Source organism: Bradyrhizobium quebecense (assembly GCF_013373795.3).
Taxonomy (GTDB): domain Bacteria; phylum Pseudomonadota; class Alphaproteobacteria; order Rhizobiales; family Xanthobacteraceae; genus Bradyrhizobium; species Bradyrhizobium quebecense.
In genome coordinates, this window is record NZ_CP088022.1 from 2,474,843 (window position 1) to 2,501,575 (window position 26,733).

General features: G+C 62.4%; 32 protein-coding genes. 28 read left to right on the plus strand and 4 right to left on the minus strand.

The genetic code is table 11. The features are described from left to right. The first annotated feature begins 25 nt into the window (after positions 1-25). The 5 genes from HU230_RS11655 (at position 26) to HU230_RS11675 (ending at position 4,158) form a co-directional block, all read left to right on the plus strand. Positions 26-508, plus strand: coding sequence for a hypothetical protein (locus tag HU230_RS11655; protein WP_176531549.1), 483 nt, complete (start codon positions 26-28; stop codon positions 506-508). Between the two features lie 60 nt (positions 509-568). After that, entirely contained in the window at positions 569-979 is a 411-nt protein-coding gene (locus HU230_RS11660; protein ID WP_210284240.1) for a terminase small subunit-like protein, read from the plus strand. A gap of 136 nt (positions 980-1,115) precedes the next feature. Then, positions 1,116-1,589, plus strand: a complete 474-nt coding sequence (locus HU230_RS11665; protein WP_176531547.1) for a hypothetical protein — start codon at positions 1,116-1,118, stop codon at positions 1,587-1,589. Positions 1,590-1,708: 119 nt separating this feature from the next. Continuing rightward, on the plus strand, positions 1,709-3,034 hold the full coding sequence (locus tag HU230_RS11670) for a PBSX family phage terminase large subunit (RefSeq protein WP_176531546.1): 1,326 nt from the start codon (positions 1,709-1,711) through the stop codon (positions 3,032-3,034). A 131-nt stretch (positions 3,035-3,165) separates the two neighbouring features. Continuing rightward, on the plus strand, positions 3,166-4,158 hold the full coding sequence (locus HU230_RS11675) for an AbiTii domain-containing protein (RefSeq protein WP_176531545.1): 993 nt from the start codon (positions 3,166-3,168) through the stop codon (positions 4,156-4,158). A 112-nt stretch (positions 4,159-4,270) separates the two neighbouring features. Here the strand turns inward: HU230_RS11675 and HU230_RS11680 are convergent, their stop codons facing one another. Further along, a complete protein-coding gene (locus HU230_RS11680; RefSeq protein ID WP_176531544.1) occupies positions 4,271-5,008 on the minus strand; it encodes a hypothetical protein in 738 nt (245 codons plus the stop codon). 131 nt (positions 5,009-5,139) lie between these two features. Here HU230_RS11680 and HU230_RS11685 point away from each other — a divergent pair, with 131 nt between their 5' ends. From HU230_RS11685 to HU230_RS11750, 14 genes are all read left to right on the plus strand, one after another. Then, positions 5,140-7,338 carry a portal protein gene (locus HU230_RS11685; RefSeq protein ID WP_176531543.1) on the plus strand — a complete coding sequence of 733 codons (2,199 nt, stop codon included), beginning with the start codon at positions 5,140-5,142 and terminating at the stop codon, positions 7,336-7,338. Further along, positions 7,339-7,758 carry a hypothetical protein gene (locus HU230_RS11690; RefSeq protein ID WP_176531542.1) on the plus strand — a complete coding sequence of 140 codons (420 nt, stop codon included), beginning with the start codon at positions 7,339-7,341 and terminating at the stop codon, positions 7,756-7,758. Further along, positions 7,758-8,552 (plus strand): hypothetical protein, encoded by a 795-nt coding sequence (locus tag HU230_RS11695; protein ID WP_176531541.1) that lies wholly within the window; start codon positions 7,758-7,760, stop codon positions 8,550-8,552. The genes HU230_RS11690 and HU230_RS11695 overlap by 1 nt, the downstream gene beginning before the upstream one ends. A gap of 10 nt (positions 8,553-8,562) precedes the next feature. Beyond that, positions 8,563-9,219 carry a hypothetical protein gene (locus HU230_RS11700; RefSeq protein WP_176531540.1) on the plus strand — a complete coding sequence of 219 codons (657 nt, stop codon included), beginning with the start codon at positions 8,563-8,565 and terminating at the stop codon, positions 9,217-9,219. A gap of 75 nt (positions 9,220-9,294) precedes the next feature. After that, positions 9,295-10,260: a hypothetical protein gene (locus HU230_RS11705; protein ID WP_176531539.1), complete on the plus strand. Its 966-nt coding sequence runs from the start codon at positions 9,295-9,297 to the stop codon at positions 10,258-10,260. Positions 10,261-10,423: 163 nt separating this feature from the next. After that, complete coding sequence (locus tag HU230_RS11710; protein WP_176531538.1) at positions 10,424-11,491, plus strand: N4-gp56 family major capsid protein; 1,068 nt, start codon at positions 10,424-10,426, stop codon at positions 11,489-11,491. 46 nt (positions 11,492-11,537) lie between these two features. Beyond that, positions 11,538-11,957: a hypothetical protein gene (locus HU230_RS11715; protein ID WP_176531537.1), complete on the plus strand. Its 420-nt coding sequence runs from the start codon at positions 11,538-11,540 to the stop codon at positions 11,955-11,957. A 100-nt stretch (positions 11,958-12,057) separates the two neighbouring features. Then, positions 12,058-12,687, plus strand: coding sequence for a phage adaptor protein (locus HU230_RS11720; protein WP_176531536.1), 630 nt, complete (start codon positions 12,058-12,060; stop codon positions 12,685-12,687). Continuing rightward, positions 12,687-14,168 (plus strand): hypothetical protein, encoded by a 1,482-nt coding sequence (locus HU230_RS11725; RefSeq protein WP_176531535.1) that lies wholly within the window; start codon positions 12,687-12,689, stop codon positions 14,166-14,168. The genes HU230_RS11720 and HU230_RS11725 overlap by 1 nt, the downstream gene beginning before the upstream one ends. Further along, on the plus strand, positions 14,165-14,473 hold the full coding sequence (locus HU230_RS11730; RefSeq protein WP_176531534.1) for a hypothetical protein: 309 nt from the start codon (positions 14,165-14,167) through the stop codon (positions 14,471-14,473). Before HU230_RS11725 ends, HU230_RS11730 begins: the two co-directional genes overlap by 4 nt. A gap of 70 nt (positions 14,474-14,543) precedes the next feature. Continuing rightward, positions 14,544-14,867: a hypothetical protein gene (locus HU230_RS11735; protein WP_224943210.1), complete on the plus strand. Its 324-nt coding sequence runs from the start codon at positions 14,544-14,546 to the stop codon at positions 14,865-14,867. Further along, entirely contained in the window at positions 14,867-15,733 is an 867-nt protein-coding gene (locus tag HU230_RS11740; RefSeq protein ID WP_176531532.1) for a tail fiber domain-containing protein, read from the plus strand. The genes HU230_RS11735 and HU230_RS11740 overlap by 1 nt, the downstream gene beginning before the upstream one ends. Positions 15,734-15,737: 4 nt before the next feature. Then, complete coding sequence (locus HU230_RS11745; RefSeq protein WP_176531531.1) at positions 15,738-17,252, plus strand: hypothetical protein; 1,515 nt, start codon at positions 15,738-15,740, stop codon at positions 17,250-17,252. Continuing rightward, positions 17,253-20,579, plus strand: a complete 3,327-nt coding sequence (locus HU230_RS11750; protein ID WP_176531530.1) for a hypothetical protein — start codon at positions 17,253-17,255, stop codon at positions 20,577-20,579. Here the strand turns inward: HU230_RS11750 and HU230_RS11755 are convergent. Continuing rightward, positions 20,561-20,863 carry a hypothetical protein gene (locus tag HU230_RS11755; protein WP_176531529.1) on the minus strand — a complete coding sequence of 101 codons (303 nt, stop codon included), beginning with the start codon at positions 20,861-20,863 and terminating at the stop codon, positions 20,561-20,563. The genes HU230_RS11750 and HU230_RS11755 overlap by 19 nt on opposite strands. Here HU230_RS11755 and HU230_RS11760 point away from each other — a divergent pair. The 8 genes from HU230_RS11760 to HU230_RS11795 all read left to right on the plus strand — a co-directional run bounded on the left by HU230_RS11760 (position 20,849) and on the right by HU230_RS11795 (position 25,435). Beyond that, positions 20,849-21,436 (plus strand): hypothetical protein, encoded by a 588-nt coding sequence (locus tag HU230_RS11760; RefSeq protein WP_176531528.1) that lies wholly within the window; start codon positions 20,849-20,851, stop codon positions 21,434-21,436. The two genes, HU230_RS11755 and HU230_RS11760, sit on opposite strands and share 15 nt — an antisense overlap. Positions 21,437-21,439: 3 nt before the next feature. After that, positions 21,440-22,444 carry a phage tail protein gene (locus HU230_RS11765; RefSeq protein ID WP_176531527.1) on the plus strand — a complete coding sequence of 335 codons (1,005 nt, stop codon included), beginning with the start codon at positions 21,440-21,442 and terminating at the stop codon, positions 22,442-22,444. Between the two features lie 84 nt (positions 22,445-22,528). Beyond that, positions 22,529-23,677: an O-antigen ligase family protein gene (locus HU230_RS11770; protein WP_176531526.1), complete on the plus strand. Its 1,149-nt coding sequence runs from the start codon at positions 22,529-22,531 to the stop codon at positions 23,675-23,677. 70 nt (positions 23,678-23,747) lie between these two features. Further along, positions 23,748-23,963, plus strand: coding sequence for a hypothetical protein (locus tag HU230_RS11775; RefSeq protein ID WP_176531525.1), 216 nt, complete (start codon positions 23,748-23,750; stop codon positions 23,961-23,963). Continuing rightward, positions 23,963-24,466, plus strand: coding sequence for a lysozyme (locus tag HU230_RS11780; RefSeq protein ID WP_210284239.1), 504 nt, complete (start codon positions 23,963-23,965; stop codon positions 24,464-24,466). Before HU230_RS11775 ends, HU230_RS11780 begins: the two co-directional genes overlap by 1 nt. A gap of 3 nt (positions 24,467-24,469) precedes the next feature. Then, positions 24,470-24,952, plus strand: a complete 483-nt coding sequence (locus HU230_RS11785; protein WP_176531523.1) for a hypothetical protein — start codon at positions 24,470-24,472, stop codon at positions 24,950-24,952. A 19-nt stretch (positions 24,953-24,971) separates the two neighbouring features. Next, positions 24,972-25,148, plus strand: coding sequence for a hypothetical protein (locus HU230_RS11790; RefSeq protein WP_176531522.1), 177 nt, complete (start codon positions 24,972-24,974; stop codon positions 25,146-25,148). A gap of 41 nt (positions 25,149-25,189) precedes the next feature. Next, the gene (locus tag HU230_RS11795; protein WP_224943211.1) at positions 25,190-25,435 is read left to right on the plus strand and encodes a hypothetical protein; all 246 of its coding nucleotides are present in this window, start codon (positions 25,190-25,192) and stop codon (positions 25,433-25,435) included. Positions 25,436-25,501: 66 nt separating this feature from the next. Here HU230_RS11795 and HU230_RS11800 read toward each other — a convergent pair whose 3' ends face one another. Together HU230_RS11800 and HU230_RS11805 are read right to left on the minus strand one after the other, a co-directional pair. Beyond that, positions 25,502-25,651, minus strand: a complete 150-nt coding sequence (locus HU230_RS11800; protein WP_176531520.1) for a hypothetical protein — start codon at positions 25,649-25,651, stop codon at positions 25,502-25,504. Next, a complete protein-coding gene (locus HU230_RS11805) occupies positions 25,648-25,869 on the minus strand; it encodes a hypothetical protein (RefSeq protein ID WP_234633865.1) in 222 nt (73 codons plus the stop codon). Before HU230_RS11805 ends, HU230_RS11800 begins: the two co-directional genes overlap by 4 nt. 213 nt (positions 25,870-26,082) lie before the next feature. On the opposite strand from HU230_RS11805, the gene HU230_RS11810 reads away from it, so the two are divergent. Then, positions 26,083-26,694 carry a DUF6338 family protein gene (locus HU230_RS11810; RefSeq protein WP_176531518.1) on the plus strand — a complete coding sequence of 204 codons (612 nt, stop codon included), beginning with the start codon at positions 26,083-26,085 and terminating at the stop codon, positions 26,692-26,694. Positions 26,695-26,733: the final 39 nt, after the last annotated feature.

Here is a 26,733-nt window from a genome sequence, read left to right on the forward strand (position 1 = left end):
ACGCAGCCGGGAGATTGCTAGAGACATGAGCATCGCTGATTTGAAGGTCCGCATGTCGGACATTCCTGGCATCGAGACGCTGACAATGCGGCTTGAGGCCGGTCGCATCCTGCTTTCGTGGGGTGCCTATACCGCGGCGGTCGACGCCTCGGCCTCGGACAACGAAATAGAGGCCGCGATCCGAAACGCGATCAAGCTGCCGCCGGTCTCGCTGATCCCCGACAAACCCGCGCCGGTAGCTTCGCCGGCCGCACCACAGGAACAAGCCGCCATGAGCGCGAGCAATCCCGCATCCGTAGGCCAAACCGTCAAAGCCATGATGGACGAGCACGTCAAATTGATGGGCCAGATCCACGCGGCGCAGCTCGAAATCCTGCGCTCGAACCTGGCGGACCAACGTCAGACCGTTGCAACGGGTGTCGGAGCGGTAGCCAACACGATCGCGGCTCAAACCGATGAGTTCAAATCCATCATGGGCCAGTACGCCAACAACCTTGGGGGCGAGTAAGACCCTATGGGACGTCCTACTGACTTCAATCCGGAACTGGCCACTCTGATCTGTGCTCGCATGGCTGAGGGCGAAAGTCTGCGCTCGATCTGCCGGGATGAGGAAATGCCCGGCCTCTCTACCGTTTTCCTCTGGCTTTCCAAGGACAAGGCCTTTGTGGAGCAATACGCGCGCGCGATAGACGCTCGTTCGACGGTCATGGAGGAAGAAATCCTTCAAATCTCGGACGATGCCAGCGGTGATGTGATCGAGGGCGAGGACGGGTCCGTCAAGGTCAACGCTGAATTCGTCGCCCGGTCTCGGCTCAAGGTCGATACCCGAAAATGGCTGATGGCTCGCATGTCTCCGAAGAAGTACGGCGACAAGCTGACCACGGAAGTCACCGGCGCGGATGGCGGACCGATTAAGCAGGAAATCAGCCGCATTGAGCTGGTCGCGGCGCCGTTCCCCTCGAACATAGGGGAAGGCTGATGAACGTTGGGCCTCATGCCGGCGGGTGCCTTATCTGGGCTTACCTGATCCTGATCGGTGCCGCTGTGGCGGCCATCTACTTTTTTGGGTGACGCTGAGCCGGCAGTTTCCGGCGGACTGACATAAGGGGGATGATTTGAGTTCTACCGAACAACAGTTGCAGGATCGCGTACAAGAGCTTGAGGCGCTGCTAGGCGTCGGCAACGACGACGTTTCGCGGCTGTTGACGGTGCTCGATGCCACACCGCAGCAATGCGAAATGGTCGGCTTCATGCTCAAGCGTGCCGTTGCCGGCCGCGAGGCGATGTTCACGGTGCTCTTTGGCGCTCGGCCTGAGTGCGACAAGCCGGAAATGAAGCTGATCGACGTGCAGATGGTGAAAGTGCGCGCCGCGCTCGAGAAAGTCGGGATCGTGGTCCACACCGAATGGGGCGCCGGGGGCTGGTCTCTCGCCCGTGCCGACAAGGCGAGGCTCCGCGCGATGATGGAAGGCCGCGAGCCGCCGCCCGCAGCAGCGCCGATCGCGGCGCCGTCTCCGTCTCCGATGCCGACGCCTGGCGCGCGGGAAGAGATCCGCGAGCGCCGCGTGGCGTTCCTGGAGGGCGCGTGATGCTGTTTATGGCGTTGTTGTGCTTCCTCAACGAGTGCCCGGGGCTGGCGTTCATCGCGCTTTGCCTCTGGGTTCTGTCGGACTGAAACGTTTCCTCTGACGTTTCATAAACGTTTCGCATGACCGCGGCTCAAATCCTCCTGCCTCCCAAGCTCGTTCCTGTATTCACCGGCGAGGCCATGTACCGCGGCGCCTATGGTGGCCGCGGCTCGGCGAAAACGCGCTCGTTTGCAAAGATGGCGGCCGTGCGCGCGATGATGTGGGCAACGGAAGGCCGCGAAGGCATCATTCTTTGCGGTCGCGAGTTCATGAATTCGCTGGCTGACAGCTCGTTCGCGGAGGTGAAGGCCGCGATCGCTTCTGAGCCGTTCCTTGCTGCCTTCTTCGATGTCGGTGAGACCTACATCCGGACCAAATGTCGGCGGATTTATTTCGTGTTCGCCGGCCTTCGGCACAATCTGGACAGCATCAAGTCCAAAGCGAAGATCCTGCTGCTTTGGGTCGATGAGGCCGAACCGGTCTCGGACAACGCTTGGACCGTCACCATTCCGACCGTGCGCGAAGAGGGCGCCGAAATCTGGGTCACCTGGAATCCCGATCGCAAGAAGAGCGCGACGCACAAGCGTTTCCGCGAAAACCCGCCTGATGGCTCGAAAATCATTGAGTTGAACTGGCGGGATAACCCGTTCTTCCCGAAGATCCTCAACACCACGCGGCTTGATGACCAGAAAAACCGGCCCGATCAATACGATTGGGTCTGGAACGGTGGTTTCCGGACTGTGGTCGAGGGCGCGTACTACGCCAAAGGGCTGCTCGAGGCGAAAGAGCAGGGCCGGATTACGTTCGTCCCGCGCGACCCGCTCATGCAGACGCGGGCCTATTTCGACATCGGCGGGACCGGCGCGCGCGCCGACGCTGTGGCGATCTGGATTGCTCAATTCGTCGGGCAGAAAATCAACGTCCTGGACTACTACGAGGCGCAGGGCCAGCCGTTATCGGTCCATATCGACTGGATGCGCTCCCGCGGGTACGGCAACGCCTGGGTGATCTTGCCGCACGACGGCGCGCATGGGGACAAGGTTTTCGCGACGTCCTATGAAAGCGCGATCCGGGAAGCCGGGTTTGACGTGCTGGTGATCCCGAACCAGGGCGCCGGCGCGGCCTCGGCGCGCATTGAGACCGGCCGGCGGCTTTTCCCGCGGTTATTCTTCAATGCTGACACCACTGAGCCGGGCCGCGACGCGCTCGGCTGGTACCATGAGAAGAAATCAAACGATGAGCGTAACATCGGGCTCGGGCCAAATCACGATTGGAGTTCGCACGGCGCTGATGGCTTTGGGCTAATGTGCATTCATTACGATCAGCCGGCCGGCGCAGCGTCGCCGCGCGAACGTTACCGTGATCGGGGCCGTAGCTCGGGTGGCGGGTCATGGCAGAGTGTCTAGAGCATATCTTCTAGACCGGAACGGCCTCGGCCTAGTTGTGTACGATCTAGGGTTGGGCACTGCAAGGTCTTGCAGTCCAGGCGTGAACTGATTACTTGGCAAGATTCCCGTTCCGATCCGCGAGACATATTATGTCAGATAAATTGGCCGAGTTGAAACGTGTCGCCTCGACACTGCTTGACGACTTGGAAGGCGGAACGGGAGAGGTAGAGGGCACGCTTATGAAAGCTAAGCGCCTGGCTCGCCTCATGCGGGATGCCGATGCCCAGCGATGGCTGGAATTTGAAATGACAGGATATCCCTCTGGGTTCGTCTTTTCTAGCCTCGGTACCTGTGAGAAGTACGTGCGAGGTGGGGGCCGAATTACCTCGGACGACAAATATTACACCACGAGCCTACCGGAGATGGACGCTCGCTGCCGAACCGGCGATGCTCGGCTGCGCACCATGGGCAGTCTCATGCAAAGTAATCAGCCTATGGAAAACTACCTGGTCGCCCGGGCCACCGGAGACTTTCTGGCTGGACAACGTAAAATCGAGCAGTCCCTGATAAACGGATATCGCCATGACAGAGCTCTTTTGAGCTCAGTTAAATCTTCGATTCATAGCTACGCCACCGATGCGTTCCTGGCCATAGAATTGGGAGATGTCGCGCAAGACATATTCGAGACGGCGCGGCGCGACGTCGACAATTTCGTGCGGGCGTACTGTCCTAAGGCGGCTGAACAGCTGATTGCAATCAACGAACGGATGGCCGACAACTCTACGGAGTCTCGCACGGCCGCTCTCACGACCTGTCGGCGTCTGCTGATGACGGTGGCCGACTCGCTCTATCCAGCTACGACGGAGGATTGGAAGGACGCGAGCGGAAAGGCTCGCAAAGTGGGGCAGGAGCAATACAAGAACCGCCTATTGGCGTATTTGGCCGACCTTACGCATCGAGATAGTTCGCAAGCAGTCGTAACCGCAGGCCTAGAGCATCTGGCGGCCCGGTTGGACGCGATCTACGACAAGACGTGCAAAGGTGTGCATGTTGATGTATCCGAGCAAGAAGCTCGGCTTGCAGTGATCCATACTTACCTTTTTATCGGCGAGATCGCATCTGCGACGACCGCAGCCGGTTAGTGCCGCTGATGCGCATTCGCTTCGATCGGCCGGCCGGCCGGCGCGCCGCCTCCGCGGGAGCGCTACGGGCGCCGCTCCAGCTCGGGCGGTGGCTCTTGGCAAAGTGTCTAACCTAGCCGTTCGCCAACTTACCGACTTTGGTTAAGGCGTCATCGACCATAGAGACGGCTCGATCCAGAGTCTCTACTACAGCCGCGTTCGGCACCGACGTCCCGGGTCCGAATTTTGTGTCCACAATTGCACTGCAGTCGGAGCTATATTCAATGTGAGAGAGTGACCTGACTAGTCTAATTGGAGACGCGGCGTTCCCTTCCACACTGCAATTCTTGAGTGTGTTGGTGCCCTGCTTAATGTTGATATTTTTCACCATCACCATCGCGACGGTTGGGATGAAATCGGAATGCTTGTTATCGTTGTTGGCTTTGCCGAGAAGATCCCATAGCGGCTCGTTCGCGCCACCTTCTGGCCTTATCTCCCCTAAAAGCAAATCTTTGAAGCCGGACAGTTTCGCGTCTATCGGCGCTATGCTGGTGTGGCTAGCAAGGTCTTTTCGAGGGGCGACCGGGAAATAAACTTTCGTACCGGGCTCGACAATGCGAACCGCCGCGAAGTCGAGGGCGCTCCGAAGATTTCCTAGTGCGTCGCCGACGATGCTCGCGAGCCTTTCGGAAATGGCCTCTTTGGGCTGATAGTTCAGGTCGATTGTCCGCGTGTTGATCGATGTCCACATCTCGATAGTCAAGATCTCATAAAATTCCTTGGAGAGCGGATTCGTCTTTTCCTTAAAGCGAGCGATATTGTCGCGTGCCGCACTAATTTTGATGCGAGATGGGCCGAGGTCGAGCGGCATTAATGTACCCTTGCAATTGTTCGAAGAACGATCGTATCAGCACAATTCTAGCGGGAGCAGGCCCAGGGACAAGACAAAACATTTCCGAGCGCGTGGTACCACCAAAATTCAATCCGGACGGATGAACTTTGATGCTGAACGACGCGGGCGGCTACGGGCCGGGCGAAAAGGACGAGCGGGAGGCGCCGACCGATGCTGACGGCATCTTCTCCAAGCTCCAAAAGTGGTGCAAAACCGACTTCAACAGCAAGGGCCAAACGGCCTGGCGCACGGCGGCCCGCGAGGATTTCGACTTTGAGGCCGGCGAGCAGCTAACGGAAGATGACAAGGCGATTCTGCAGGATGCAAAGCGCCCGATCGTCATTTTCAACCGCGTTGGGCCCGTGGTCGATAGCGTCGCCGGCCAAGAGGTCGGCAACAGGCAGGAAGTCCAGTTCCTGCCGCGCACCGAGGGTGATGTACAGGTCAACGAGCTGCTGACGTCGGCGGCGAAGTGGTTCCGGCAACAGTGCGACGCTGAGGACGAGGAAAGCGACGCCTTCCGCGACATGGTTGTTTGCGGCATGGGCTGGACCGAAACCCTCCTCGACTATGAGGACAATCCCGAGGGCGATCCCAAGATTGAGCGGCGCGACCCGCTCGAAATGGTGTGGGATAGCGGCGCGTCCAAGCGAAACCTGCGCGACATGCGTCGGGTTTTCCACATCCGCCGCGGTGTGCCGCTGGATGAGGCGAGGGCGCTTTGCCCGGGCGATCCCGATCGGCCGTTCGAGGACGCGGATTACAACGCTTCATGGATCGATGACGTCGGCGCCAAGGACGAGGGCAAGCCGCACGAAAACGACAATCGGTTCTATAACAAGGACAGCACCGGCGACGGCGAGGATAGCGGCGACGGCGTGACGATGGTGCGCGCGCAGTGGTGGGAGCGCGTCCCGGTCTATCTGGTGTTGGATCCGACCGACCCGACCGGCGAGAAGATCCTGACGCTGGATAAGGACGAGTTTGAGGATTTGAGCGCCAAGGCGAAGCTCGCCGGCGGCTCGCTGCGCTTCACCAAGTCGACGCGGAAGGTCTACCGGCAGGCCTATCTTGGCTCGGTGCTGCTCGAGATCGGCGACGCGCCCTGCGAAGGCCATTTCTCGTTCCAGTGCATGACCGGCAAGCGGGACCGAAACAAAAACACGTTCTTCGGCCTGGTCCGCGCCATGAAGGATCCGGCGCGCTGGTCGAACAAGTGGATGTCGCAGACCATGCACATCATGAATACGACCGCAAAGGGCGGCGTGGCGGTCGAGCGCGGCCAGTTCTTCGACAACGACGCGGACGGTGAGGCGTCCTGGGCGAAACAGGACACGGTGACGTTCCTCAAGCCTGGCGCGCTCGGATCGAGCCCGAAATTCGTTCAAAAACCGACGTCTCAGTTCCCGCAATCGTCGTTCGAACTGATGCAGTATGCCGTCACCTCGCTCCGCGACGTCTCGGGCGTCAACGTCGAAATTCTCGGCATGCAGAGCGCTGCCGGGCAGGCGGCCAGTCTCGATCTCCAGCGCAAGCAATCCGCACTGACCATCTTGCAACCGCTGTTTGACAGCCTGCGCCGGTACCGCAAGTCACAGGGCCGGCTGATGCTGTACCTGATCGAGCATTACCTTTCGGACGGCCGCCTTATCAAGATCGAGGGCGAGGAAAACGCGCAATATGTGCCGCTCGTCAAGCAACAGGCGACTACCGGCGCGTCGCAGTATGACGTCATCGTTGACGAAAGCCCGACGTCGGCGAACCAGAAAGAGGCGACCTGGTCGATGCTGCAACAGCTGTTGCCCGTCATCGGCAAGATGCTGCCGCCGGCAACCTGGCTCGCGCTGCTCAAGTATTCGCCGCTGCCGACCTCGGCGCAAAAGGCGATCTCGGACAGCATCCAGCAGTCCCAGCAGCAGCCCGATCCGGAGCAACAGAAGCGCGACGCGGAATTGAAGCTTGAGAACGACAAGGCGCAGGCGAAAATCGCCAACGACAAGGCCGCCTCGGACGCCAAAGTCCAGACCATGCAGCAGGAAAGCGCGGCAAAGATGCAGCTCGCCGCGCAGGAGGCGCAGCATAGCGCCATGCTCAAGGCTTTGACCGCGCCTCCCACGGTCGACCCAGCGACCGGCCAGCCGGTGCCCGGCTCGGGCGGCGGTGAGACCGCAGCGCTGATCATGGCCTTCATGCAGGAAATGCGGCGCGACATGAACACGCTCGCTACCGCGCTCAACACGCCGAAAAAGCTGATCCGCGATCCGCAGACCGGCGAAATCGTCGGCATCGCACCCGTAGGGACCAACTAAATGGCCGCTTTCAACAAGTTCAACGTTTTCATGGGCGATCTCGGCAGCAAGGTGCACAACCTGACTGCCGACGCGCTCAAGATCCTGCTTACCGACGTTGCGCCGGTCGCAACGAACACGGTCAAAGCCAACCTGACGGAAATCGCAGCGGGGAATGGCTACACCGCCGGCGGCGGCGCGGCGTCCTTCACGTCTTGGACGCAGGCGGCCGGCGTCTGGAAGCTCGTCTTGCAGCCGGTCCTGTTCACCGCGGCCGGCGGAAACATCGCGCAGTTCCGGTATGCCGCACTCTACAACTCCACGCCGGTCAACGGAAACCTGATCGGATGGTGGGACTATGGCGCGGAGGTCAACTTGACCAACGGCAACAGCTTCACCGTTCAGCTCGACACCACTAACGGCGCGCTGACGCTCACCTGATGGCAAGCTCATTTCTCGACGTCTGCCGTTTCAATCCGACCGCGGGCGGTACTACGGATTGGACCTATTCGACCCCGGTCACCGGCTATCAGTCGCCGGCGGCTGCGGGCGCGGTCAATGGTGCGATCTACAGCTACCGGGCCGAGAGCGCGGACCTTTCGCAATGGGAGGTTGGTTTCGGTGCCTACAACACTGGAACCGGCGTGCTGTCTCGAACGACGGTGCTTTTCAACTCCGCAGGAACGACCGCGAAAATCAACTTCTCGGCCGCGCCGCAAGTCGCGGTTGTCGCGCTCGCCGAGGATTTGCTTTTGTTCAATGCCGCGATGTCGCTAACGGTGGCGCAGAAGGCTAAGGCGCGGTCAAACCTTTCAGCAGGGGCATTTTCAGCCCACAAGAACGGCACCGACCAAACTGGTGTTGCATCAGGAACCTACACCAAGGTCACGTTCGGCACCAAGCTCTACGACGTCGACAACACGTTTGATGCCGTCACCAATAGCAGGTGGACGCCGCCAGCAGGCATAGTTCTCATCGATGCGTCGGTCTGGGTGACGGGAACGTGGCCGGCAGGAACGCCAATCACGGCCGTTATCTACAAGAATGGGGTCGCGTTCAGGGGCGGTTTCATAGACACGGGTTTGGCCAACGATGGCGTTGGATCGATCAGCATGACGGATAGCGCCAACGGCACCGACTATTACGAGCTTTTCTGTCAGGTGAACACGACGTCCGGAACGGCTACGTTCAAGGGTAATACCACTTGGACGTGGATCATGGGCACAGTTCTCTAAGGGATAAAGCATGTCCCTTCTCGGCTTCGACGCGGTAGGGCGCCTCGCCCTCGGGCAAGTCAGGCAGGCCAGCCCGGTCAACATCAGCCTGCCGGCGGCAACTGGCAGCTTCGCGCTCGTCGGGGTCGCCGCCACGTTCAAGCTGTCAGAGGCCGTCACGGTCGGCGGCTATGTGCTGGCCGGCGTTGCCGCGGGTGGCAAGATCACGGAAACCGCGGCGCCGGGCGCCTTTGCGCTCTCGCTCAAGGCGGCGACGTTCGGAACGTCATTTGGCGCGGCGCCTGGCGCCTTCACGCTTACCGGCAACGCCGCCAATGAACCCGTGGTCGAGGATGCAGACCCGGGCGCGTTCACCTGGACGGGCAACGATGCGCCGCTGATCCGGACCGGCTTTGACTATGACGTCCAGCAAGGCGGCATCGGCCATTACCTCGAGGAAATGGAGCGCGCGCGCCAGCTCCAGCGGATCACGCGCAATCCCGGTGTTCCGATCGACCGCCGTTCGCGGCCTCGTTTCCAGCCGATCGGGCGGCCGCTGGTCGCGCCGCCGGCGCCGGCGGTGGATATGCGCGCGGTCGAGCGCGAGCGCATGGCGGCCCAAATGACGGCTGCGGCTGCACAGAAAAAACGGCGTGATGAAGAGGCGTTGTTACTTCTCGCTTGCTAGGCGCGGTTAACGCTTGATCCGCGCGCACGGCGTTTCCGTGTTCTCTGTGGCGGCAGCACCGCCAGAAAGCGACCAATGACCGATTTCGAAACGACGGAAGGTAGTGGCGGCCCCTCACTCTCGGCGGACGAAGAAGCTTTTTTCTCAAGCGGCGGCGAAAAGGAAATACCGACCGGCGATGGCGGCGGGTCCGATGCTGGCGGCGCCGCTGGCGGTGGCGAAGGCGGCGAGGGAAAGCCCGCCGGTGGTGAGGCCAAGCCCGGCGACGGCGCGCCGAAGAACGATCACGTCCCGCTCGCGACCTTCCTGGAAGAGAAGAAGGCCCGCAAGGAGATCGACCGGCAGTTTCGCGAGACGCAGCAGCAGCTCGCCGAACTGAAAGGAAAGTTCGCGATCATCGACCGGCTCAAGCTGGCCGGCGCCGATCCCGGTACCGAGCAGCCCGCAGCGCCTCCGACGCCCGAGGAGGATATTTTCGGCGCGGTGAAGCATGTGGGCGAGACCGTCGCCCAGATGCAGAAGCGGCTTGATGACCAGGCCGCGGCCGACAAGAAGGCCAAGGAGGATGCAGCGGCGCAAACCGATTTCGTGAAACGTTACCGCGACGATGCGGAAACGTTTCAGAGGTCGAACGCGGATTATCGAACCGCTTATGACTTCCTCCTACAGTCGCGTGCAGCCGAGTTGCAGGCGATCGGGTACGACACTCCGGAGGCGCTGCATCAGGCTTTGATCGCTGATGAGGCGGCCATCGCGGAAATGGCGTTCTCCAAGGGCAAGAGCCCGGCCGAGATGCTGTATTCGCTGGCGAAGCAGCGAGGCTACAAGGCGGCCGCGGCCGATCCCTCCAAGGGCAAGGGCGCGGAAAAGCTCGACGCAATCGAGCGAGGGCAGGCGGCCAACAAGAGCCTGTCCAGTACCGGCGGCAACGCAGGCGACGCGGATATGACTGCGGAGGCTTTGATTGCGATGCCGATGGAAGAATTCGAGGCCTGGACCGCGAAGAACCCGGCGAAGGCAAAGCGTTTGATGGGCGGCTGATACCGCCCGCGTGAGAAGGCCCGCGGAGCCTCAATCCGTTTTCGAGTGGCGCCCGTCATCGCGCCACGCCTCCACCGAAGGCGGGAAATCTCGGTGTTGCGCTCGATCGCGGCGGCTCGCGGTCAAAACCCAGCACCGAGAAACCCCTTTCTGAGGCATCGAAATGTCCACCACCTCGTATGGTATCAACGACACTCTTTCCAACAAGCTTTGGGCGAAAAAGCTCAACGTCGAAGCGCTCAAGCAGACGTATTTTGGCAAGTTCATGGGCGAGGCATCGTCCAACATGATCCAGCTCAAGACCGACTTCGAAAAGTCGGCCGGCGATGAGCTGACGATCGGCCTGCGCGTCCAGCTCAAGGGCGATGGCACCACCGAGGGCCAGACCCTGCAGGGCAACGAAGAGGCGCTGTCCACCTATTCGGACAAGTTCAAGATCAACGAGCTGGCGCATGCGGTCCGCGTTCGCAACAAGAACACGATCGACGCCCAGCGCGTGCCCTTCAACCTGCGCAGCGAGAGCAAGGACGGTCTCAACGATTGGTTTTCCGATCGCTTCGATACCTGCATGGCGAACCATCTTGCCGGCAATACCCTGGTTGTGGATCCCCGGTTCACCGGCAACAACGCGATCACGGCGCCGACCAACATCTATCGCGGCGGCGGCGCGACTGACGACGCGACCATCAACGGCGACAACACCAAGACGTTCAAGCTCGGCATCATCGACGCCTTGGTGGAGCGTGCCGGCGTAGCTTCGCCGCTCGTCCGTCCGATCATGGTTGGCGGCGAGAAGAAGTTCGTCATGTTCCTGCACGACTACCAGGTGACGGACTTGCGCACCGACGCCGGCGCCGGTCAGTGGCTCGACATCCAGAAGGCCGCGCTTGCCGGCGGCATCGGCTCCAAGTCGCCGATCTATACCGGCGCGCTCGGCGAGTACAACAACGTCGTGCTGCACAAATGGAACCGACTGCCGATGGGCATTTCCAACGCCGGCGTGCAGCAGACCAGCACCCGCCGGGCCGTGTTCTGCGGTGCACAGGCGGCTGCGGTCGGCTTCGGCAAGGAGTTTTCGAAGGGCTCCCACTTCAAGTGGGTGGAAGAGCTGTTCGATTACGAGCGCGAGCTTGGTGTTTCCGCCCAGACCGTGTGGGGCATCAAGAAGAGCGTTTTCAACGGCAACGACTTCGCGGCCCTGGTCGCCACCACCTACGCCGTCGCGCACTAAGCGCGGCGGTACCACCTTTCCCGAAACTTAAACAAGGCTTGGCGACATGACGACCAACACCCTGGGCACCACTGCCCGCAGGAACGCCGCGCAGATGGTTCACTATCTTCGGTTCGCGGTGAACTTCAACGATGTCGGCATTGCTGCCGGCGTCCGGAAACAGACGCTCCCGGCCGGTGCGCTTATCATCGGCACGGATATTCACGTCGGTACGGCCTTCAACGCCGCCACCACCAACGTCTTGACGGTGGGCTCGGCTGCGGGCGCCAATGCCGACATCATCAGCGGTGCGGCGGCGAACGAAGGCGCTACCGGCCTGACCCAGAATATCCCGCCGACCGGCGCCATGCTCGGCCCGATCGCCGCCGATACTCCGGTGTTCGTCCAGTACACCCAGACCGGCGCCGCGGCGACCGCCGGTCAGGCAACCATCGTCATCAAGTACATTCCGAACAACGATCTCTGATCGGTGGACGTTTGGCTGCACTACGCGGGCGCGGCGCTGGTTCTCAACGAGCCGGCGCCGCTTCCGTCTCCTGTCATCTATCAGCGCCCGGCGGTGGACTATGGCGAGCTATTTGGACCTCCAAACCAGGATCGCGGGCGATCTGACGCGCGACGATCTCGGAAGCCAAATCAAGGACGCAATCGGCGACGCGATCAAAAACTACGAAAGTGATCGCTTCTATTTCAACGTCACGCGCTCACTGACGTTTCCGACCGTCATAGGGCAGGTTGCCTATACCGGCTCCGACCTCGCACAAATCCCCAACATCATCCGGATTGACCACCTGTTCTTGCGGGACACGGTGTCGACGTTCGATCTCGAGCGGCTCGAGCCGGACGAGTTCGAGTGGCTGCAGGGCAACAACACGGGGCCCGGCAAGCCGAACGTTTTCACCTACATCGACGGCCAAATCATGCTGTGGCCGATCCCGATCGCGGTCTACACGATCCGGCCGCACATGCATTACAGCCTGGCGACGCTCTCGGCGGATACGGACAGCAACGCATGGACGAATGACGCCGAACAGCTCATCCGGGCGCACGCGAAATTGCTGCTCTACACCAACGTCATCGAGGACACGGACGGGATGCAGCGCATGCAGCTCCAAATCCCGGCCTACAAGGGCAAGCTCGATTATGAGACCTCGGCGCGCACAGTGACGGGCAAGATCCAAGGGACGGATTTCTGATGCCCGTTGTCCCGTTCGGAGAATATAAGCCCGATCTCGGCGACTACGAGGCGCAGACCGGCCGCAACGTGCTCAATGTGGTGCCGCGCGGCGACGGCTACGGACCGTTTCCGAGCCTCACGGCGCTCTCTCAGGCGCTCGGCGCGCAGTGCCGCGGCGCGTTCGCCGCCTACAAAACGGATGGCTCCGTTGTCGTGTTCGCGGCTACGGCGTCCGATCTTTGGTTGATGAACAACACCACTTATGGGTTTTCCAAGGTGTCGCTCGCCGGTGGTCCCTATGCTGCGATCTCGGCCAACGATAATTGGCAGTTTGTCCAGTTCAACAACCTGGTGATCGCTGTTCAAGCGAACGTCGTTCCGCAGGTTTTCGACATTTCCAGCTCGACGGCCTTCGCGAACCTCGCCGGCAATCCGCCACAGGCGCGCTATATCGACGTCGTGGGCCGGTTTGTGGTGCTCGGCGGCCTCCTGACAAACCCGAACCGGGTTCAATGGTCAGGCCTCAATGATGTGAACGGCCCGAATTCGTGGACGCCTGGCATCAACTCCGCTGATCTCCAAGACCTCGCCGATGGTGGCTTTTGCCGCGGCATCGCCGGCGGCGAAACCGGTGTCATCCTCCAAGACAACATCATCCGGCGCATGATTTACCTGCCGGGCGATCCGCGCGTGTTCCAAATCCAGAAGATCTCCGAAGGGCTCGGCATCTATGGGCCCGGGAGCCTTGTGCGCTCGGGCTCGAGCATCTTCTTCTACTCGCTGAAGGGTTTCCACCGCATCGACCCCGGCGGAGTGCCTGTGCCGATCGGCCGCGAGCGCGTCGACCGCACATTTTCAACCGACCTCGACGCGACCAATCCGCAGCTCTTCCAAGGCTTCGCAGATCCGCGCAGTTCGCGCGTCATCTGGGCTTACAAGTCGGTCAATGGCGTTGTGAACCAGTTCGACAAGGCGCTTTGCTACGACCAGGTGTTGGACAAGTTCACGCCGCTGCAAATCTCGGGTGAGTTTCTTTTCAAGATGGCGCAGCCTGGCATCACGCTCGAGGCGGTCGATACGCTCATCGGGTCGAACCTGGACGCAATCGTCCAGTCCTTCGACAGCCTGTCGACGGTGATAGTTCCGGAGCTGGCCGCGTTCTCGACCGATCACAAGGCATCGTTTTTCCGCGGCCCGAACCTCGAGGCGACGCTTGAGACCGCCGAACAGGGGACCGATGGGCGCCGGGTAAAGCTCAAGATCGGTTTTCGGCCGGTCTCCGACGCGCCGGCGGTCTATGGCTCGGCGTCGCGCCGCGAAAACCTGCAAGCGGCCGTGCAGGCCGGCGTTGAACGCCTGGTGAATGCCGTGACGGGCATCTGCAACACGCTGGTTGACACCCGTTACAGCCGCTTCCGGTGCCGGATCCCCGCGGGCACGGTTTGGACGTTCATCAACGGCGTTGAGCCGGTCGACCTGGCCGCGAAGGGCAAGCGATGACCGTTTTTCTCCCCGATACCAACGAGCGCGACCTTTCGAAATACGCGATCTCGCTCCAGCAATTGGCGAACGGGCGCTCAAACGCGACGGGCTCGGTGACGCTCGCCAGCGGGGCGACGTCGACGACGGTCTCCGCGAGCAACTGCGCGCCGGGGAGCGCGGTTTTCCTCTTTCCACGAACTGCTAACGCCGCGGCGGCATTGTCGGGAACGTTCGTGGGGACTGTCGGCAAGCAGTCTTTCACGATCTCGCACGCCAACAACGCTCAAACGGATCGCACGTTCTTTTATGTCTGCCTTGGCTGATCTCATTTGCGTCCCGCCGCAGCGCGTCCATGAAATCTGGCCGCGTGTCGAGGCGATGCTTGGACGCGCGGTGCTGCGCACCGATCTCAGCCACACCGCCGACATTGCGCGTGATGTCCTCGAGGGGGATGGGCTGCTCTGGCTGGCCTGTGACGGCGAAAAGATCGAGGCCGCGGCGATTACGCTCCTGACGCGAACCGATCGGCATTTGGTCTGCCTGATTACCGCGCTCGGCGGCGAAAACCGGGAACGTTGGGTGCCGCTGCTCGAGCAAATCGAGGATTGGGCGAGGGCGGAAGGCGCCAAACGGCTGCGGCTGATGGGCCGCGCCGGCTGGGCGCGCGTGCTGAAAAACTACCACGTGTCGAACATCGTCATGGAAAGGGCGCTCTGATGGGCGGCAAGAGCAGCAGCACCACCACCCAATCGTCGTCGCTGTCGCCGTATAGCGGCGCATCTGGCGCACTGTCGGGCCTGCTCGGTGGCCTGACCAACCTGGCCGGCTCTGCCGGTAGCGCCACGCCGGCACAGACCGGCGCGCTCAACACGATCGAGGCGAACGCGAACAATAACCCGTTTGCTTCGCCGATGACGTCCGGAACGCTCGGGCTGCTCAATGGCGGCGGCGCGACGAAAAACGATGCTGCGATCAAGTCGAACCTCGGGATGCTGCAAAACGGCATCGTCGGGCAGACCGCGAGTGGCGCGAACATCGGCAACAATCCCGCGCTGAAAGCCCAGCTCGACCAAATCACCACGGACGTCACTAACCAGACGAACGGGGCATGGGCCGCGGCCGGCCGCGACGGCTCGCCGGGCAACGCGCAGGCGCTCGGCCGCGGCGTCGCCTCGGGTATCGCCCCGGTGATCGCGCAACAGTACAACACGGACACGACCAACGCGCTCAACGCCGCGAACACGCTCTACGGCGCCGGCAACACGACCTACGGCATTCTGAACGCCAACAATGCGACGGCAAATCAGAACTTCACCAACGGTGTAGGCACGGCCGGAACGGCGCTCGACAGCCAGAACTGGGGCGCAAACGCCACGCTCGCGGCGGAAGCCCAGCGGTTCGGAATTCCGGCCTCGCAGCTCACGACGTTGCTTGGCGCCGTCGCGCCGGTCGCCGCTCAGTTCGGCACGCAAAACGGCACGTCCAACACCGAAAGCCAGATGTCGGGTGCACAGCAGTTCGCGACGATCGCGAGCGGTCTCGGCTCGCTTTGGCCGAAGGGCAACATTTCTTTTGGGAGCTAACTGAATGCCGGGGCTTCTCGACCTTCTCACGGGGCAATCGGGCGTGTCGCCCTTTAGTGCGCTGTATCCTTCGCCGCTTTATGGCACGCTGCCGGTTGCGACCGGACAGGCGCCGAACGCGACCGATGCGGCGGCCTATGGCGGCCTCGGCGTCGATCCTTCCGCGTTTGCGCTGCCGACGCCTCCTGTTGATCCGTTCTCGCGGCAGCAGCCGACGCCGACCGCGCCGGCCGATGGTTTCGGCAAGGGTGCCGTGCCGTTCAGCTTTGCCGGGCCTGGCTCGAACGTTGTCAAGCCGTCGCAGATCGTTGCGCCGCCGCCGGCCGCGCCACCTGTCGCCGCTGCTGCTCCCACGGATGCATCGTCGCGAAACCGCGCGCCGGATGACTATATCCCGGTCGGCAATTACCAAATGCCGGCATTCCGGGGTGGTGCGCCGGCTCCCGCCGCTGCCTCGGCGGACGACGAGGAAGGCGCGCCGGCAGCTGCTCCCGCTGCGCGCGCGCCGATCGCAGCTGCTCCCGCTGCGCGCGCGCCGATCGCAGCTGCTCCCGCTGCGCCGGCCGCGGCGCCGTTCTCGCTCGCCGGTGCTGGCTCTGGCCTCGGCGATCGGTTCATGAAGGCAACGCGCGGTTTCCTCGGCAATCTGTCGTCTGGCCCGATTGGTGCGCTCGCCGGCGGCGCCGGCGCGCTGATCACCGGGCAGGAAACCGACCCTACCGCGATTGCGCAAGGCAAACTGAACGCGACCGGGCAGGCGCTCATTGCCAAGGGCGCCACGGTCCCGGAAGTGCGCGCCGCGCTCGGTAATCCCGCTGTCATGAAGGCGCTGATTGACCAATATTACGGCAAGGATAAGTGGTCCGTGGTCCAGGTCGGCGAGGATGGCGACGGCCGCAAGCAGTTCATGCAGCAAAACCAGGTGGACGGCACGCTGCGGCCGATCGCCGGCGCGCCTGCGGGCGGCGGCGCGAGCGATATTGTCACCGGTCCGGACGGCAAGCCGATCCAGATCCCGCCGGGCGTCAATCGCAAGGAGTTCATCAAGCGGGTGTCCGAGACGGCGGCGGATGCTGCGACGGGCAAAGCCACGGAGGCGCAGGCCAAGGCGTCGTCGTTCGCCGCGCGCATGCAGCAGGCGGAAGGCATTTTGGGTGGCCTGCAAAATCAGGGCTTGAGCGCGGGGCAAAAGATCGCGGGCGAGATCCCGTTCGCCGGCAACTACCTGCAATCGACCGATTATCAGAAGTACAAAACCGCGGCCTCGGCTTTCATCACCGCCATGCTGCGGCAGGAAAGCGGCGCGGCGATCAACAAGAGCGAGTTCGAGCGCTACGAAAAGGAAATGTTCCCGCAGCCTGGCGACGCGCCGGCGGTGGTGCAGCAAAAGGCGCAGATGCGCGCCGCGGCAATCCAGCAAATGCAGCGCGCGGCCGGGCCTGGCTACAAGCCGCCGACTGCGGCGGCGCCGGCGGCGAGCGGCAAGACCTCAAGCGGTGTTCCCTGGAGCGTGAACTAAATGGCTGTTCTCACGATCGGCGACAAGTCGGTGACGGTTGGCGATGAGTTCTTGAAGCTCTCGCCGGACCAGCAAAACGCGACCGTCGAGGAAATCGCTTCCTCGATCGGCGCGAAGGCGCCGGCGCCGGCCGAACCGCCGGCGGCTCCCGTCACGCTCAACAACGTCGCGCGCTCGGCCGCGACCGGCGTCCCGATCCTGGGTGGTGCGCTGAACAAGCTCGATGCGGCGACGAACGCCGCGCTCGCGCCGCTGCTCAATCGGTTCTTTGATGAAAAGGACCAACTCCCGGAGGAAACGTTTCGGGAGCGTTACGCGCATTCGCTGCGCGACCAGGACGGCGCGGACAAGAAATTCGGGGCAGAGCACCCGGTTGTTGACACGGCCGCCCAACTCGCCGGCGGTCTGGCCTCGATGGCGCCGGCGGTCACGATGGCTCCAAAGGCGTTCGGAGTTACGGGCACCCTGCGGCAGATGGCGACGAATGGCGCAATTTCCGGCGCTGCTCTTTCTGGCGCTGATGCCGCGGTGCGCGGCGAGGATATTGCGCCGGCGGCCGGTGTTGGCGGCATCATCGGCGGCGCGGCCGGCCCGGTCGGGAAGGGCGTCGGCAAGGTGGTTGCCGCGGTCGCCGATCGCTTCAACCCGGCGGTGGTGACGCCTCGGAACGTCGTCAATGTCGGCGGCGTCGATGTGCCGCTGTCGCAGTCCCAAATCACGCAAAATCCTGCTCTTTCGGCGGAAGAGCAGGTTTTGCTTCGCGGCGGCCGCGGCGAGCCGGCCCAGCAGCGCGCGCAGTCGTTCAAGGAACTTCAAGACGAGCGGGTAGGGCAGGCGAGCGACCAAATCGCCGCCGGCCTCGATCTGACTGGCGCCGCGGCGCGCGCTACGCCACAGGAGGCCGCGGAGCGGATCGCCGCCGAATTGATCGCGCAGGAACAGGCGCAGCAAGCGGCTGCAGCTGGCGTGCACGCCGGGCCGATGTCGCCGGCGCAGCAAGGCGCCGATATGGCGCGGTCCCTGGCGCCTGATGGGCAGTCGCGCGCGGCCTCGCCGATCGACGCTGGCGAAGTGCTCTCCGAACGCATGGCGGCGGCGCGCGACGCTGCAAAGGCGGACTATCGCGGGAAATATGCGGCGGTCGATGCTGCGCCGGGTGAATTTGCGCCGGGCTCGGCCGGCGGTTTCGGCAACGACGTTCAACAGGGCTTGCGCTCGGCGGCGGTATCGCTCGACCAGACCAACACGCCGAAGTCGCTGAACGCGCTTCGCGTCATTGATGAGCATTTGAACGGCGTGGCGCCGGGACAGCCTCGCGATTTGCCCGGCGTCTCGCCGACGCACGCGCAAGACGTCGCCGACATCCGCGCGAAGTTCGGCGATAACGTCGCGACGGCCTACGATCGGCAGAAAACGGCGGTCGCGCCGGCGGCGCCCGCTCCCGCGGCGCCAAAGGCGCAAAGCCTGCTCGAATTCATCGCGTCAAAGGGCGGTTTGGGGCCTGATGCTGAGTTGGCGGCGATCGGCGGCGAGGGTCATACCGTCAACGTCGAGGGCGTCGGGCGCCGCAAGCTGGTTCGGCAAGGCGGCTGGCCGCTCGATTACGCGCGCGAGGCCGCGGAAGAGGCCGGCTATCTCAGCGGCAACCACAACGGAACGTCGACCGTTAGCGATCTGCTCGACGCGATCGACGCGGAAATGCGCGGCCAAAAGCGCTATCCGGCCGGGTTCGAGGGCCACATCGGCAAGCGCGAGGCCGTCGCGCGATCGGAGCGCGAACAGCACGAATTTGACGCGCACATGCGCGGCCTCGAGGACGATCTAAACGCCGCCGGTCATGGTGAATTGGGCGGCGAGGTCAGGCAACGCGCCGTCAAATTGATGTCAGAGCGGGGCATGGGCGCCGATGACGCGGTAGAGCACGCTTTTCACCAACTGGAGCAAGAGGACGCTGCGCGCGCTGCGATGCGCCCCGCGGACTTCCCGGGCGATCGGGCGCCGGCCGCGGCGGCGCCGCAAGAGGCCGGCTCGGGCTTCACCATGCGGGACGTCGAACAGGTCCGAAAGCAGATTTCGACGCTGTACGGCGACGCGCGCCGCGCCATGCTCGGCGGGGGCTCGGGCTCGGATCTCCACGCGCTGGAGCATATCCGCGATCAATTCGACGCGCGGGTAGAAAAGATGCTCGCCGAAGGCAAGTTCTCTGGCGACGGGCCGGCGGTCTTGAAGATGCAGCAAGAGGCGCGCGCCGCGTTCGCGGACTACAAGGCGAAATTTGCAAAGCGCGGTCCTGGCGACACGATCGGCGCGGCGGTTGAAAAAATTCTGGGGAAATTCTCCGACACGCGCGCAACGCCGGACGAGGTTGCCAAGCTGGCCTATGGTTCGGCGAGCTCGCCGGGCGGTCAAATGCCGGTGCAGATTGCCCAGCGGATCGAAAGCATTTTCGGCCGCAACTCGGCGGAATTCGGCGCCTATAAGCAGGGCCTTTTCGCGCATCTGCGCGCGGGCGAGCCGGAAGTAGCCGCGGAGCGAATTCGCACCTTCCTGGACGGCAAAGGCCGCTTGCTCGCGCAAACGGTGCTGTCGCCGGCGGAACGCGCCTCGCTCGGCCGCTATGCCGACCGGCTCGCCGGCCTCGCGCCAAAGCCGGCCGAACCTGGCGCGGTCGCTGCGGTTCTGCGGCGTTACAGCGGCGCCGATGGCGGGCCGCCGGCCTCGGCTAACAAGATCATCAACGACCTGATGGGCGCGACCGGGAAGGGCAACGGCGTCAACGCGCCGCTGATCGCCTCGGCGCTGAAACAGCGGCTCTCGCCGGAAGGCTGGACGTCGCTACGTCAGGGCGTGTGGGAAAAGCTCACGAACGCCGGCGAGGGGAAAATTCAGTACGAGGCGCAAGCGCTGTCGCAACGGCTGCATGAATTCTTGAACGGCTCGGGCTCGCAGCTCGCCGGCGTGCTCTACACCGACCAGGAACGCGCGCTGATGAAACAGCTTGCGGCCGTCTACAAGCAGATGATCCCCGTCAAGGGCACCACGAACCCGTCGGGCACGGCGCCGATGCTGGCAAGGATCGCGAATGGTGCGCGATCGTCGCTGCTGCCGCTGCTCGGCTTCAACGCTGGCGGCCTTCCTGGCGCGGCTGTGGCGCTCGGCGTCGACAAGGGTTTGGGCAAGCTCGCGAACGCGAACCAGGCGCGCAAGGCTACGGAGCTGTTTTTCGGCGAGCAGCCGCGGCGCGCGGTGGATCCGCGGTTTGCGCGAGGTGCGGGACTACTCTCTCAAGGCTCGCTACCGGCGATCAATCACGGGCGCTCGCGCTGACGCTGGTCGACCAGATGCGCGGCAAAGATCATGGCGCCAATTGTCGCTAACGCGCCGATGATACCGAAGTTGTCGACAATGCCGTGAGCGGCGAACCGTACGCCGGTCATGACGACGGCAAAAAGAGCGATGCAGGCAAGTAATCTGGGGCGCAAATGGACCTCGTTAATCAGATTGTTGGCGTTGAAAGCGGCGGCGACGCGAACGCGCGAAACCCGAATTCTTCCGCGGCAGGGCCCGGGCAATTCATCGACGGCACCTGGCTTGACATGCTGGCGAAGCATCGGCCGGACCTCACCGGCTCACGCGATGAACTGCTAGCGCTCAAGACAGACCCGGCCCTCTCTCGCGAAATGACGGCGGCATACGCCGCTGACAATGGCGGGATTCTAAAGGGTGCCGGACTTCCTGTCACGCCCGGAACGCAATACCTCGCGCATTTTGCCGGGCCTCAAGGGGCGGTCGGGATCTTGAGCGCCGACCCGTCGACACCGGCCGGCGCGGTGCTCGGCGCCAAGGTGGTCAAGGCAAATCCGTTCGTCGCCAACATGTCGGCCGGCGATCTTGCCGCCTGGGCAGACCGCAAGATGGGCGGGAAGGGTACGGCGCCCATGTCGATGGCTGGGCCGGCGGTGGCCAGCCCGAGCCCGGCCGCCGCTCCCGCCGGCGCGCAAGCATCCGCCGCGCCGGCGGCGCCGGCTCAATCGTCGCCGGCGGTGCAAATCACTGGCTCGGGATCGGCCGCGCCAGCGGTGAACCTCGCGCAGCTCACGGCAGTCCCGCAGGTTACAAATCTCTTGCCGGCACGCCCTAACGTCTACGGCCTAAAGCTCGCGCCGTTTTCGTTTAGGGGATGAGGAATGACGTTTTGGAAGTGGAGCCGTACCGCAGGGGCGAATGCGACGGCCGATAGCACTTGCCCGTTTCCAGAGGGTATGGCGCCCTCGGCGCTGAACGACGGCACGCGCGGCATGATGGCCGCTGCGGCGAAGTACCGCGACGACATGGCCGGCGCGATTATCACTACCGGGACGCAGAATGCCTACGCGGTCTCGAGCTATCAGGGCTTTGATAGCTTCGCGCACATGGACGGCGTCGCCATCGCATTCACGCCTCACGCGACGAACGGCGCAACCGTAACCCTCAACGTCGATGCCCTCGGAGCGAAGCCGCTGCGCACGTCGCCCGGGTCCGAGTTGCTTCAAGGCGTGCTCATCCAAGGGACGCCCTACGTTGCCCTCTACAACAACACGGATGGGGCGTTCTATCTTCGCGGGTTCATGGGAAACCCGTACAACATTCCGCTTGCGGCTGGCATGGACTATTGGGGCTTTTCGGCGCCGAACAGCGCATTCGCTTTTCCGATCGGGCAGGCCGTTTCTCGCACTACCTATGCGTCGCTCTTTTCGCTGGTCGGAACGACTTTCGGCGGAGGTGATGGTTCGACCACGTTCAATTTGCCCGACAAGCGCGGGCGCGCCTCTGTTGCAGCTGATGCCGGCGCTGGCCGGATTAGTGGAGCTGGGTTCAACTCGGTCGGTATCAGCGGCGTTGGTGGTTTGGAAAGTGTTACGTTGACTGCCACCCAGATCCCGGTGATTACGTCGGTAAACCCGAGCGCGATCGGAGTTAACGTCACCACCAACCAAAAGGTTGTGAACGGCGTCAATCAGGGGTCGGCAGCAGCGGGCGGGACGCAGGTTACGGCCGCAGACCCGGGCTCGGGGGGCGCGCTTAGCCAAGTCGCGGCAAGTGGCAACCTCGCTCCGGGCGCTGTAGCGGTGACGTCGAATAATACCGGCGGCAGCTCGCATCTGAACGTCCAGCCGTCGATCGTCTGCAACTACATCATCAGGATTATCTAGGACACCTATCAACCAAAGAAGCGATTGACTTGGCCGAACTTAAACCTTTAGTTGAGTTTCGGAATATTGCGGTCAAGTTTTGAAATGTCGCGGTTGAATTGGATTTTTCTCGCTCTGTTTCTGGGGCAGTTGCCGATCTTGGTGCTAGCTCATGGTTTTGGGGCAGGTTCCGGGGTCTCAGCCGTCTATATGATCGGGGCGTTGGCTTTGCTGCTGATGAGCGGCAATTGGCGCGGGTTGACGCTGCTCCCGGCGGATCTCGCGTTCCTTGTTTTTGCAGCCGCGATTGGGTGCTCAACCTGGGGTAACGGGTTAACGGCGCCTCTGAAAGAGTACGTTCTGCTCGGCCTCTCCCTTGGGGCTTACGTGGCCGGGCGAACATTTCCACTGGAAACCCCCGATCGTTGGTTCCGTGCGCCCTTGTTGCTGGTCCTGGTGGTCGGAAGCATCTTAGTCGCGAACGCGCTGATTGTGCAGTGGAACGACCGCCATGGGAAGCCGCTCCTGTTCGACAAATTCGACGCTGCGCCCGTTCAGTTCATGACATGCGCAGCATTCTTGTTGTTTGCAGCCATAAACGGAAGGCTAAGCCGAGCTGAGGCGGTAATCATACTTGGGCTGTGTTCGATCTCGCTCATGATCTTTGCGGCCTCGCAGGTGCGATTTGCCTTTGTGGCAATGACGGTCGCTATTGTTCTCGGCCGATCATCGAAAATTTCACGCCCTGTGATGTTCTGCGGGGCCGTGCTTCTTGCGTTTGCGATACTCGGGCTCGTCGTCCGTTGGCACACCACATTAGCATACCTTCAACAACTGGTGGGCGCTGCCGGCTGTGATGGCGATAGCTCAATTGGAATTCGCAAGCAGCTCTACGTTGATGCGTTCGGGCTGCTGCCATCTTCTGGATGGTTTGGCCGCGGCTTGGACGCTTTTATGAGCCATTCTTGCGTGCAGGCTACGGAAGTCCACAATTCGATCCTGCAGGCTGTCATTGAGTTCGGCTGGGTAGGCGGCGCGGCTTTCGCCGTGCTGATTTTTGGCAGTCTGGCGGTGCGCTCGCCGTTTGTATTGACCGGGCTTTTGTTCGAGCTTGCCATTTCGATGGCGTACGGCCGCATCAGTCGTGACGGGGCCCTTCTATTCTTCGTCGGGTATGCCGTTCAATTTGCTTCCCGTCCCGCCACGGCGCCCGTCGCCGACGCTGAGTATCGGGCGGTCCAGACCGCCCAGTAAAAACATCCACTAACTGCGCCGCGGTAGCCCTTTTCCGATCGGGAATTCCTCGTTCGGAAAGGGGTGCCATGTGAAGCTGGTCAGCAACATCAACGCATATCGCCGCCGGCATGGTCGGCGCATCGCGATTGAACAGGCCGTGTTCTGGAGCGCCGTGGGCGGCCTCCTGCTGATCTGGCCGCACCTTTCCGACGCCCTTCCGTCCGGAACCTACATCGTCGGCGGCGTCCTGCTGTCGGTCGCAAACGGCGTTGCGGTTTACCTCAAGCGCCCGGGGGCTCAGTGATGGCCGTTACGCGAAAGCATGTCGGACTGTCAGCCGCCGGCGCCGTGCTCGCCGGCGTGCTGGTGTCGCATTGGGAGGGCATGAACCTGACGGCGGTTCACCTGCCGTTCGATCCGCCCGGCGTCGTCACGGTCTGCGGCGGTATCACGAACTACGATTGGCCTTGGCTCAAGGTGGGCATGAAGTTCACCAAGGAGCAATGCCAGGAAGAGCTTTCGCACGTCGCGGAGCGCTACGCCGACAAGGTGGTGGTTTGCGTCCCGTCGCTGCCGACCATGCCGCCGCACCGTCAGGCGGCTATCGCCTCGTTTGCCGTCAATCTCGGGCCGGGCAAGATCTGCGGGACGTCGATCGCGCGCGATTTGAACGCCGGCCGGGTGAAAGAGGCCTGCGACGCAATGGTGAAGTACGTCACCGCAAACGGCAAATTCCTGCAGGGCCTCTACAACCGCCGCACCGATGCGATGTGGGGTGAGCGGCCCTGGTGTCTTCGGGAGGATTGAGCCTTGTTCGGCGATCTCTTCTGGGATGTTGCAACGTCATATTTCGCGCTCGGGCTCGACGGGCTCGTTTTCATCGTGGCTTTCGTCATCGGGCATTTCCCGCTGCTGCGGTATTCCGCGCAGCTCGCGCCCTACGTCGCGGTTGCCCGGCTGGTGTCCGTCCTGGTCGCTGCGCTCCTGTTTTTCATGATCGGCTTTCGCGTCTCCGATGAGCGCGAAGAGGCGAAAAGCCTGCGGGCAACGATCGCAGCGCAGCAGGCCGACTTGGAAAATTCACGGAAATCACGCGCTGATGAGGCTGCGCGCGCGGATGCAATCGCCGAAGGGGCACGGGCACAATATGAGGCGGACGTTGATTATATCGGACAGCTTGAGGCTGACGACCGTTGCAAGTTTGATCCTTTTGGCAGGGTGCGCGACGGCGCCGCGCGAGGATCTACCGCCGCCTCCGGAAGTGCGGCGCGATCTGCCGCCGGCACCCGATAAGCTCACGAAAGCGCCGCCGGTGCCGTACCTCGATACGCAGTGCCGTTTCCCCTGGCGCGGCGTCGCGGGCTGCAAGGACAAGGACGCGCGGGCGATGCTCGAGCTAACGACTTCGTACGCGATCGAGCTGCAAGCGCGGCTCGGCGCGGTGCCCGCCTGGTATGACGGCGTTCGCCGCAGCTACGGGGCTCGGTGATGCCGCCAACGACGCACACCGATCTTGAGAAGATTGCGAAGATGGCCGCGAAAGAGGCCGTTTCAGAAACGTTTCTAACGCTCGGGCTCGATACGAAAGACCCGATCTCCGTTCAAAACCAGTTCGCGACGCTCCGTAACATCCACTACGGGATGCGCCACGTTCGGAACGTGATCATTGCTGGCGTGCTCGGCGCGGCCGTGAGCGGCGGCGTATGGGTGTTCTGGACCGGCTTCAAGGCGAGCGCCGCGGCGCCGTCAACGATTTCCGCGCCGGGCGGTCATTGAAGCAGCACCCAACGAGGGCGCCAGCGGCCAGGAGAAACATCGCGCTTAGGATGAATTGCGGCCGCCTTATTCCTTGACCTCGTAGCGGAAGGCGACGCCTTCGGGATCATGCTCGGCGAGCCAATTGTTCGCCGCTTCCTCACTGGCGAAGATCTCGAGGTGGTCGACGTCGCCGACCTGGGCGCTTGTGTTCACATAGACCCAAACCGCCTTCATGGCTCACCTCGCATGAGTTCGAACAGCTCTTTGACCTCGCTCACCCTGAGTTTCGAACCGGCCGGTATGTGCTCAAGCAGCATGTGCCGGGCTTCGGCCGCGATCTCATCGCGGCGGTTGGCGTCCTGCTCGGCATGGTAGGCCTGGAGATGGGCGGCGAACCGGCGCGCGACCTTCGGCGGGATCTCGATCGGCGTTCGCTTCATCGGCATGGCCAAAAATGGGGACCGGTCCAAGGATTGCCAATCGGCCCAGTAATACCACAGACGTGGCAGGATGAGGCCGAATTTCAGCTAGGTACCGGATCGGGTGAGGCGTCCGTGGCTGATTGAGTTGTCTAGTTGTGCATTAACGCCGAGATCCTCCGCCGTAAGGGCGGCAAGTTTCCAAGGTGTGTCACTATTCCGCGTTGATTCGCTGGAGGTGACGACGTGGTGGCGAGCCTGGAAGCCGTATACGTTGCGATATTTTTCCTCGTTCCCGGCTATATTTTTTTGACGTTCCGCAATCAGTTCGTCGCAGGCCAAGACCGTCTCGGGACAGAGCAGATCTTGGCTTTCATAACGTTTAGCGCTCTGAATCTTGCGATCTTCGGTTGGATAATCTTCACGGTCCCACAAACCGCATCGGGCTGGATTCGAGTTCTAGTTTGGGCCGTTGTTCTGCTCGTCGGACCGGCAATCCTGGGATTTGTTAGCGGCATATGGACTCAAAAGGAGCTTGGAGAGTACCTCTACACCTCCCTCGGCCTAAGTTTGGTGCACCCGACTGCTCGATCGTGGGATTGGATATTTCATCGCGTGCGTCCATGTTTCGTCCTGGTGACGCTTAAAGATGGAAGTCAATGCGCGGGCTATTGGGGCGTGAGCGCCACCGGTACTCAGTCTTTTGCCTCATCCGATCCCAAGGAACGCGATCTGTACATATCGCAAATATTCGAAATCCCGGACGAAGGACCATGGCGTCCGACACAAAGAAGCATATTTATAGCCGCAGGCGAGATCCGGTCCATTGAGTTCATCCAAGAGGAGACAAGCGAGTGAGCGAGCCCCCTAAAGTAACCAAGACCTTTGCGATGGATG